The organism is Yersinia sp. LJYL362 (assembly GCF_048323875.1).
In genome coordinates this window covers 1-9235 of sequence record NZ_JBLWEX010000057.1, presented here as the reverse complement: position 1 = coordinate 9235, position 9235 = coordinate 1, and the positions used below count along the sequence as shown (strand labels likewise).

The following is a 9235-nucleotide window of genomic DNA, read 5'->3' as shown; positions in this document are numbered from 1 at the left end:
AACTGCAGTGCACCATTGCGGCTGATTATAACAGATGTTTAGCAGGAAAAGGGATATTTACACGTTTCTTAAGATTTTTATTAACTCAAACATCAAGAAAATTGATTTATTTCTATCGATTAACCCAGTTGCGATCACAAAAACAGGGCGAATTCCGGCCATAACTTTACATATTCTCAGTAGCGGCCTAAAGTTAATCATATGATTGATTTATTATTTAGCTATTACTATTATTAGCGCAAATTATACCCTTATGTACCCAAAGTAATTGGAGTCGCAGGTAGGCAGCAAGCAAATGAGTTCTGATGAGCTTACACATGTAAGTGATTCGGGCGAGTGAGTGCAGCTAACACCCCTGCGGCTTCAAGTACGCAGGGTATATTGAGTTTGGAGCCTATGTCCCATTCCACACCTCACAATCTGACACCAGCAATACCTGCCACCTCTCGCGGTGAACAAGCCCGTCAACAACTGATACAAGCGGCGACCGAGTTGTTCGGTGAACAGGGTTTGAAAGGGGCTACCACCCGTGAGATTGCTCAGCGGGCTGGCCAGAATATTGCCGCGATTACCTACTACTTCAATTCTAAAGAAGGCTTGTATCTGGCGGTGGCGCAGCAAATTGCAGATTTTATCCAACAGGCTTTCGCGCCACTGGCGTTGGAAATTGACCAGTTTCTGCTGCGGCCGAGCCAGGAGCAAAGCCCAGAACAGCAACTGCATTATATCCGCCGCGGCTTATTAGAATTCAGCCACTTAATGACACAGCCAGAAACGCTAAATATCAGCAAAATCATGGCGCGAGAGCAACTTTCACCCACTGATGCATACCCACTGATTCATGCTCAGGCTATTTCTCCCTTACATCAAAAAATGAATTTATTGCTGGCAGCATTCATTGGTGCAGATGCAAGTGCTACAAAAACCATTCTTCATACTCATGCATTAATAGGTGAGGTGCTGGCTTTCCGTATGGCGCGGGAGACTATCCGTCGACAAGCCGGGTGGCAGGAAATCGGCGAGTCGGAAAGTGAGATGATTAATCAAGTACTTATCGAACATATTGACCTATTGCTTTATGGGCTGCGGGCTAAATCGGCACAATGAACGTCTTAAGTCGGTCGTTATAAAAATTGTAGCTATACCCAAAGAAATTGGAGTTGCAGGTAGGCAGCAAGCGAACTCATCCCGATGAGCTTACATAAGTAAGTGATTCGGGTGAGTGAACGTAGCTAACAACCCTGCGGCTTCAAGGGCGAAGGGTATAAAAATCGGTAACAGATAGGGAGCATTATGAATCGCAAGAAGATTATAGTGGCCGTCGTTATTGTCGCTCTGTTGGCGGCAATAGGTTACGGATGGAATTATTATCGCCAACAACAAGATGCCACATTGACGTTATACGGCAATGTCGATATTCGTACCGTGAATCTGGGCTTTAGAGTCAGTGGCCGGCTGGCCTCTCTGGCGGTCGATGAAGGCGATAAAATTCAGCCGGGTGAAGTGTTAGGAAAACTGGATGACGGCCCTTATGTCAACGCCCTCAAACAAGCACAGGCGAATGTACAAAGTGCACAGGCTCAGTTAGCGTTACTCAAAGCGGGCTATCGGGAGGAGGAGATTGCCCAGGTCAGGTCTGAGGTTTCCCAGCGCGAGGCGGCATTCAGTTACGCTGACAGCTTCCTCAAACGCCAACAAGGGTTGTGGGCCAATAAAGCCACTTCAGCTAATGAATTGGAAAATGCCCGTACTGCGCGAAATCAGGCTCAAGCCAATCTGCAAGCATCAAAAGATAAACTGGCTCAATACTTAAGCGGCAACCGCCCACAAGAAATTGCCCAAGCCGAAGCCAATTTGGCGCAAAGTGAAGCTGAATTGGCGCAAGCCCAGCTCAACTTACAAGATACCACCCTACTCTCTCCCTCTGGCGGGACGGTGCTGACTCGAGCAGTGGAGCCAGGCACAATTCTATCTGCCAGCAACACCGTCTTTACGCTCTCACTGACTGATCCTGTTTGGGTGCGGGCGTATGTCAGCGAGCGTCATTTAGGTCAAGCGATTCCTGGGACTGAGGTCGAAGTCTTTACCGATGGCCGCCCAGATAAGCCTTATCACGGCAAAATCGGTTTTGTTTCGCCAACCGCCGAATTTACCCCTAAGAGTGTGGAAACGCCGGATTTACGCACCGACCTGGTTTATCGCTTACGCATTATCATCACCGATGCCGATGAATCGCTGCGCCAAGGTATGCCCGTCACTGTCCGCTTTGTACAACCTTAAGGTGGTATGAGCTATGAATGGCATCCAACATCTTATTACTTTGGAAGGTGTCGAAAAATCCTTCCCCGGACTAAAGAGTCCTGCCGTTGCCAGCCTGACCACTGAAATTCGCAGCGGGGCAGTCACCGGTTTGGTCGGGCCTGACGGTGCCGGTAAGACTACCCTGTTACGAATGTTGGCAGGGTTGCTCAAACCCAGTCATGGCAAGCTGACAGTTGTGGGTCTCGACCCGGTAGAAAATGATCGCCAGTTGCATTCAATCCTCGGATATATGCCGCAAAAGTTTGGGTTGTATGAAGATTTGACGGTAATGGAGAACTTGACGCTGTATGCCGATTTACGCGGTGTTACCGGTGAACAGCGCCGCCAGACATTTGAGCGCCTGCTAACTTTTACCGATTTGACTCGCTTTACTGAACGGCTGGCGGGCAAGCTTTCTGGCGGTATGAAGCAAAAACTGGGGCTGGCTTGTACCTTGGTCGGTCAACCGAAAGTTTTGTTGCTTGATGAGCCAGGTGTCGGTGTCGACCCCATCTCACGCCGCGAGTTATGGCGCATGGTTCATGAGTTGGCGAGTGACGGCATGCTTATCTTGTGGAGTACCTCCTATCTGGATGAAGCCGAGCAATGCCGCGAAGTTTTGCTGCTCAATGAAGGGAAGCTGCTTTATAGCGGTGCGCCGCAGGAACTCACACAGCGTATGCGTGGCCGAACTATTTTGGTCGCCGCCCAAACCGGAACGAACCGCAAATTGTTACAGCATGCCTTGACGTTACCACAGGTCAGTGATGGGGTTATTCAGGGAAAATATGTGCGATTGATCCTCAAACCAGAAGTGGATCACAGTCAGGTATTATCCCTGTTAAATCAACCTAATGGCGAAATTATGGAGGCCGAACCGCGCTTTGAGGATGCCTTTATTGACTTGCTGGGCGGCGGCCCGGCCAGTGAGTCTGCTTTGGCAAAAATTATGCCCAAAGTCGAAGGTAGTCATGACGAAACAGTGATTGAAGCCCAAGAGTTAACCAAGAAATTTGGTGATTTCGCCGCCACCGACCATGTGAATTTTCAAGTAAAACGTGGCGAGATATTTGGCTTACTCGGGCCGAATGGCGCGGGTAAATCGACCACATTTAAGATGATGTGTGGTTTGCTGGTTCCCAGCAGTGGCAAGGCATTGGTGCTGGGCATGGATCTGAAAACCAGTTCCGGCAAAGCACGCCAACATTTGGGCTATATGGCACAGAAATTCTCACTGTATGGCAACCTGACGGTGGAGCAAAACCTGAAGTTTTTCTCCGGTGTTTATGGCCTTCAGGGTAAAATCCAGCGCGATAAAATTGCTGATATGACGTCAGCGTTTAATTTCACGCCGATTCTCAAACAAACACCCGATTCACTACCGCTTGGGTTCAAACAGCGCCTGGCGCTGGCATGCGCCCTGATGCATGAACCCGACATCCTGTTTCTGGATGAACCTACTTCCGGTGTTGACCCCCTTACTCGCCGTGAATTTTGGCTGCATATCAATGGGATGGTAGACAAAGGTGTGACGGTCATGGTCACCACTCATTTTATGGATGAAGCGGAGTATTGTGATCGCATCGGCCTGGTTTATCGCGGCAAAATCATCGCCGCAGGGACACCGGATGAGCTAAAGCAGCACGTTGCTACTGATGAAAATCCGAATCCATCAATGGAAGAGGCATTTATCGGATTGGTCCTGCGCTATGACCAGCAAAACGATAAGGAGCAGCAATCATGACTGAGCCACATGATTCCCATGTAAATAAATCGCCGGTAAATGAGAGTGAAACTTATCAAGATACCGGATTCTCCTGGCGTCGCCTACGGGCGCTGTGCAATAAAGAAACCCGGCAAATTCTGCGTGACCCAAGCAGCGGGCTGATTGCTTTTGTCATCCCCCTATTGTTGCTGTTTATATTTGGCTACGGTATCAATCTGGATTCGAGCAAGCTGCATATTGGCATTTTGATGGAACAACAGAGCCAACCGGCACAAGATTTGGCTAACGCGTTCGCCAGTTCGCCCTATATCTCGCCACAAATCAGTGACAACCGTCAGGCACTGATTCAGGCGATGCAGGCAGGTAAAATTCGCGGGCTTATTGTGATTCCGAATGACTTTGCCGAGCAGCTTGCACGGCCTGAAAGTAAAGCGCCGATTCAAGTGATTACTGATGGGAGTGAGCCGAATACCGCCAACTTTGTGCAAGGCTATGCTCAAGGTGTATGGCAAATTTGGCAACAGCAACAGGCGCAAAATCTGGGGCAAAAGAATGATCCGTTAATAGAGATTCAGGTGCGTTATTGGTTTAACCCTGCAGCCATCAGCCGACATTTTATTATTCCAGGTGCAATCACTATTATCATGACAGTGATTGGCGCGATCCTGACATCCTTGGTGATCGCCCGCGAATGGGAACGCGGCACCATGGAGGCGTTACTGTCGACTCAGGTCACGCGCAGTGAATTGTTGTTGTCGAAACTTATCCCCTATTACGTGCTCGGCATGGTTGCTATGACGCTATGTATGGTGGTCGCGGTGTTTATCCTCGGTGTACCTTATCGTGGCTCATTGTGGATATTGTTTGTCATGACCAGCTTATTCTTAGCCAGCACACTGGGCATGGGGCTATTGATTTCGACGATCACCCGCAACCAGTTCAATGCAGCCATGGTGGCATTGAACGCCGCATTCCTGCCCGCAGTTATGCTGTCTGGATTTATTTTCCAAATCGACAGCATGCCCGCCGTTGTCCGCGCTGTGACCTATATCATTCCTGCCCGTTATTTTGTCAGTAGCTTGCAAACTCTGTTTCTGGCGGGGAATATCGGTACCGTTTTGGTGATTAACCTATTGTTCCTGATCGCTTCAGCCGTGGTCTTTATTGGCCTGACAGCTTGGAAAACTCATCGTCGATTAGATTAAGTCGTCGACTCGATTAGCAGAAGGGAGTTGGCAATGTTTTATCGCCTCTACACATTGATTATTAAAGAGTTGCAGTCGCTACTACGTGAACCGCAAACCCGTGCAATATTAATCATGCCAGTGATATTGCAGGTGATCTTATTCCCATTTGCCGCCACATTAGAAGTGACCAATGCCACTATCGCCATTTACAGCGAGGATAGCGGTAAGGCCTCGGTCGAACTCACCCAGCGCTTTGCTAAAGCCGAAGCCTTTTCTCACGTCTTGCTGCTGCACAGTCCACAAGAGATTCAGCCGGTCATTGATAATCAGAAAGCGCTGCTGTTGATTCGCTTTCCTGAGCAGTTCAGTGCGGATTTGGCCAATGGCAAGATGACTCAGTTACAACTCGTATTGGATGGGCGCAATTCCAACAGTGCTCAAATAGCCGCAAATTACATTCAGCAAATCGTACAAGAGTACCAATTGGAATTGACTAAGGGACAAATTAAACCCAATAACAGCGAATTAGTGATTCGAAATTGGTATAACCCGAACCTGGATTACAAATGGTTTGTCGTGCCATCATTAATAGCGATGATTACAACTATTGGTGTGCTAATTGTAACGTCCCTATCCGTAGCGCGTGAGCGGGAACAAGGGACGTTGGAGCAGCTTCTGGTTTCGCCACTGACAACCTGGCAGATATTTATCGGTAAAGCGGTTCCGGCGCTGATAGTCGCCACTTTCCAGGCCACTATCGTGTTGTTTATCGGAATATTTTTCTACCAAATTCCCTTTGCGGGGTCACTGGCACTGTTCTACGGTACTATGTTGCTCTATGGCCTGTCGCTGGTCGGTTTTGGCTTATTAATTTCATCGTTATGTTCCACTCAGCAGCAAGCATTTATCGGCGTATTTGTCTTTATGATGCCCGCAATCTTGCTTTCTGGTTATGTCTCCCCAGTGGAGAATATGCCCATTTGGCTGCAAAACATCACGTGGATCAATCCTATCCGTCACTTTACTGATATCACCAAACAGATTTATCTCAAGGATGCCAGCTTCGACATTATCTGGCACAGCTTGTGGCCACTGTTGGTGATAACAGCCACGACAGGGAGTGTGGCATATGGGATGTTTAGACGGAAAATTGCCTAAGGCCTAAAGATATGAATGGGAATTGGGGAGGCCATACTCTAGAACGAGAAAAGAATACCAGCCTAAGCTGAGTTCGATTAAGTGGCGAGACCAAAAAGTTGACCGACGCCCGCAGCGCAGAAAGCGCAGTTGACATCGGTCAATGAGCATTTCGAGCAGCGTACGGCGGGCAAATTTGCCGCGTCGCAGCCCTTAATCAACCCGCTTAGCGGCGGTTGCCGAAGATCCGCAGTAACATCAGGAACAAGTTGATGAAATCAAGATACAGAGTCAATGCGCCAACGATAGAATATTTACGGAAATTATCTCTATCATTAGAATCCAACTGCGCGCCCATATTTTTCAGTTTCTGGGTATCATAAGCAGTCAGACCAACAAACACCAACACACCGATATAAGTGACAGCCCACATCAATGCCGGGCTTTTCAGCCAGATATTAACGATAGAAGCCAACACGATACCGATCAACCCCATAAACAGCATGCTACCCAACCCACTCAAATCACGTTTGGTGGTATAGCCGTACACACTCATCGCACCAAACATCCCGGCACAAATAATAAACGTGCTAGCAATAGAAGCGCCGGTGTACATGATAAGGATGCTAGAAAGTGTCAGGCCCGTCAGCGCTGAATACAGCATAAATAAGCTGGTTGCCATCGAACCGCTTAAGCGATTAACCATGCCAGAAATAACGAATACCAGACCTAATTGAACAATAATCAGCCCAAAAAAGGTGATCTGGCTGGAGAAGATAAAATTCATTATCGCAGGCGTGTTCGCCGCGTACCAAGCGACGACCGCTGTTAATAACAGACCACAGGTCATCCAGCCGTATACCTGCGCCATATATGCCTGAATGCCAGAGTTGGCACGTTCGACAATTGAACCATTAGAGCGTGGATAGCGATCCATGGTAGTTACCTTATGCATATAAATAATGATACAGGCTATCAACTGACAGCCCACCGACTCTTTAAGGGTACCACAGAAATAGGGCAAACAAGGGAGTAAAAATAGGTATTTAGGGCCGATCTTTACACGGGTTTACGTACAGTTTACCAGCACCTGGCAGCAGCATGATCACTGTCGCGTGATTCAACCCAACGTTCACCGTCAGTGGTCGCTTCGCGTTTCCAGAATGGTGCCCGTGTTTTCAGATAATCCATAATAAACTCAGCCGACTCAAACGCCATGCTACGGTGAGCACTGGTCACGCCAACAAAAACAATTTCATCGCCGGGAAACAGCGGCCCCACCCGGTGAATAATGGAGACGCGCTGCAAGGGCCAGCGGCTGCGCGCTTCGGCAATAATTTCTTCTAGCGCTTTTTCTGTCATCCCTGGATAATGCTCGAGCGTCAAAGCACTGACATTAGCCCCCAAATTATGATTTCGGACTTTGCCGGTGAAGGTAACCACCGCGCCATCTTCATCGCACTGTGACAACCAGATGTACTCCTCGCCGACATTAAATGCCTCCGGCCCGACACGAATACGCGTGTTGTCCATCATCAACCTCCGGTCACGGGGGGGAAGAAAGCCACTTCATCTCCCGCGACCAAAGGGTGCTGCATGTTGACCAGCGATTGATTCACCGCCGTGAGCAATTTACCTTCTTCAAGTGCTAACTGCCAGCGCTCACCCCGCTGACATAGGGATTGACGCAAAGCTTCAACCGTTGGAAATTCCGCTGCCAGTTGCAAGCGGTCAGTTCCCACCAGCTCACGAACTTGAGCAAAAAATAGAACCTGAATCATGGGTTCACCTTAAAATCACCGGATTTTCCGCCACTTTTTGCCAACAGGCGAACCGGGCCAATTATCATGTCTTTTTGTACGGCTTTACACATGTCGTAAATGGTCAGGGCCGCAACCGACGCCGCGGTAAGGGCTTCCATTTCCACTCCGGTTTTACCGGTCAAGCGACAACAGGATTCGATGCGAACTCTATTGTGTTCCGGTTGCGCTTCCAACTGGACTTCCACTTTGGTAAGCAGCAGCGGGTGGCACAGGGGAATTAATTCCCAGGTTTTTTTGGCCGCTTGAATGCCAGCAATTCGTGCTGTGGCAAACACATCACCTTTATGATGACTGCCCTTGATAATCATCGCTAATGTCGTGGTATGCATTTCAACAAAAGCTTCCGCTCGCGCTTCACGTACAGTGTCAGCTTTGGCGGAGACATCCACCATATGGGCTTCGCCAGCGGCATTAATGTGAGTCAATTGGGTCATATATCCCCTTTATTCTTGATGTTGCAGCCAATCAGCCACCAATAAACGATAAGTTTTGTGTATTACCGCTGTTACCTTGATGCAAGAAATGAGTTTGCTTCTTGGTCTGCAATGCACTTTGAATTCGCGCCATTAATTCATATTGCTGGTCGTCACTGGCTAACAGATCACGCAGCGTAATGCCCTGTTCACCAAATAAGCATAAATGCAGATTTCCCAGCGCTGAAACACGCAGACGATTACAACTCGCACAGAAGTCTTTCTCATACGGCATGATAAGCCCAATCTCCCCTAAGTAGTCCAGGTGATGGAACACTTGAGCCGGACCATCGCTGCGCGCACTCTCTTGCTGTTGCCAGCCTTGCTGGAGTAATTGCTGGCGGATGACGCCACCGGAAACATGGTGTTTGCGAAACAAATTGCCGCCTTCACCCGTTTCCATCAGTTCGATAAATCGCAGTTGTATCGGGCGAGACTTTATCCAGTTGAGGAATGCGCCAAGATTCTTGTCATTAACATCCCGCATCAGCACGGCATTGATTTTGACTTTCTCAAAACCCGCATCAAAAGCGGCATCAATGCCTTGCATCACTTGATGAAATTTATCTTGCCCGGTGATGGCATGAA

At 48.6% G+C, this 9235-nt stretch carries 9 protein-coding genes and 1 pseudogene; 5 read left to right on the top strand and 5 right to left on the bottom strand.

Going from position 1 to position 9235, the window contains the following annotated elements:
* Positions 1-396 precede the first annotated feature (396 nt).
* The 5 genes from cecR (at position 397) to ACNSO8_RS02395 (ending at position 6372) form a co-directional block, all read left to right on the top strand.
* Positions 397-1107 (top strand): transcriptional regulator CecR, encoded by a 711-nt coding sequence (gene cecR, locus ACNSO8_RS02415; protein ID WP_418393708.1) that lies wholly within the window; start codon positions 397-399, stop codon positions 1105-1107.
* A gap of 186 nt (positions 1108-1293) precedes the next feature.
* Positions 1294-2280 (top strand): secretion protein HlyD, encoded by a 987-nt coding sequence (gene hlyD / locus ACNSO8_RS02410; protein WP_418393707.1) that lies wholly within the window; start codon positions 1294-1296, stop codon positions 2278-2280.
* A 13-nt stretch (positions 2281-2293) separates the two neighbouring features.
* The gene (locus tag ACNSO8_RS02405; protein WP_418393706.1) at positions 2294-4045 is read left to right on the top strand and encodes an ATP-binding cassette domain-containing protein; all 1752 of its coding nucleotides are present in this window, start codon (positions 2294-2296) and stop codon (positions 4043-4045) included.
* A complete protein-coding gene (locus ACNSO8_RS02400; RefSeq protein ID WP_019081105.1) occupies positions 4042-5232 on the top strand; it encodes an ABC transporter permease in 1191 nt (396 codons plus the stop codon). Before ACNSO8_RS02405 ends, ACNSO8_RS02400 begins: the two co-directional genes overlap by 4 nt.
* Positions 5233-5265: 33 nt before the next feature.
* Complete coding sequence (locus tag ACNSO8_RS02395; protein ID WP_418393705.1) at positions 5266-6372, top strand: ABC transporter permease; 1107 nt, start codon at positions 5266-5268, stop codon at positions 6370-6372.
* 205 nt (positions 6373-6577) lie between these two features.
* On the opposite strand, the gene ACNSO8_RS02390 is transcribed toward ACNSO8_RS02395, so the two are convergent.
* The 5 genes and pseudogenes from ACNSO8_RS02390 to moaA form a co-directional block, all read right to left on the bottom strand.
* The gene (locus tag ACNSO8_RS02390) at positions 6578-7288 is read right to left on the bottom strand and encodes a Bax inhibitor-1 family protein (protein ID WP_075338564.1); all 711 of its coding nucleotides are present in this window, start codon (positions 7286-7288) and stop codon (positions 6578-6580) included.
* A gap of 143 nt (positions 7289-7431) precedes the next feature.
* The gene (gene moaE, locus ACNSO8_RS02385) at positions 7432-7884 is read right to left on the bottom strand and encodes a molybdopterin synthase catalytic subunit MoaE (RefSeq protein ID WP_418393709.1); all 453 of its coding nucleotides are present in this window, start codon (positions 7882-7884) and stop codon (positions 7432-7434) included.
* 2 nt (positions 7885-7886) lie between these two features.
* The gene (gene moaD / locus ACNSO8_RS02380) at positions 7887-8132 is read right to left on the bottom strand and encodes a molybdopterin synthase sulfur carrier subunit (RefSeq protein ID WP_418393704.1); all 246 of its coding nucleotides are present in this window, start codon (positions 8130-8132) and stop codon (positions 7887-7889) included.
* Positions 8129-8608: a cyclic pyranopterin monophosphate synthase MoaC gene (gene moaC / locus ACNSO8_RS02375; RefSeq protein ID WP_418393703.1), complete on the bottom strand. Its 480-nt coding sequence runs from the start codon at positions 8606-8608 to the stop codon at positions 8129-8131. Before moaC ends, moaD begins: the two co-directional genes overlap by 4 nt.
* A 31-nt stretch (positions 8609-8639) precedes the next feature.
* Positions 8640-9235: pseudogene (moaA, locus tag ACNSO8_RS02370) on the bottom strand (GTP 3',8-cyclase MoaA); the annotation flags it as partial.

Bases quoted from the DNA above. Each gene is read 5' to 3' on its own strand.
- cecR (WP_418393708.1), top strand. From the start codon at position 397: ATGTCCCATTCCACACCTCACAATCTGACACCAGCAATACCTGCCACC.
- hlyD (WP_418393707.1), top strand. From the start codon at position 1,294: ATGAATCGCAAGAAGATTATAGTGGCCGTCGTTATTGTCGCTCTGTTG.
- ACNSO8_RS02405 (WP_418393706.1), top strand. From the start codon at position 2,294: ATGAATGGCATCCAACATCTTATTACTTTGGAAGGTGTCGAAAAATCC.
- ACNSO8_RS02400 (WP_019081105.1), top strand. From the start codon at position 4,042: ATGACTGAGCCACATGATTCCCATGTAAATAAATCGCCGGTAAATGAG.
- ACNSO8_RS02395 (WP_418393705.1), top strand. From the start codon at position 5,266: ATGTTTTATCGCCTCTACACATTGATTATTAAAGAGTTGCAGTCGCTA.
- ACNSO8_RS02390 (WP_075338564.1), bottom strand. From the start codon at position 7,288: ATGGATCGCTATCCACGCTCTAATGGTTCAATTGTCGAACGTGCCAAC.
- moaE (WP_418393709.1), bottom strand. From the start codon at position 7,884: ATGGACAACACGCGTATTCGTGTCGGGCCGGAGGCATTTAATGTCGGC.
- moaD (WP_418393704.1), bottom strand. From the start codon at position 8,132: ATGATTCAGGTTCTATTTTTTGCTCAAGTTCGTGAGCTGGTGGGAACT.
- moaC (WP_418393703.1), bottom strand. From the start codon at position 8,608: ATGACCCAATTGACTCACATTAATGCCGCTGGCGAAGCCCATATGGTG.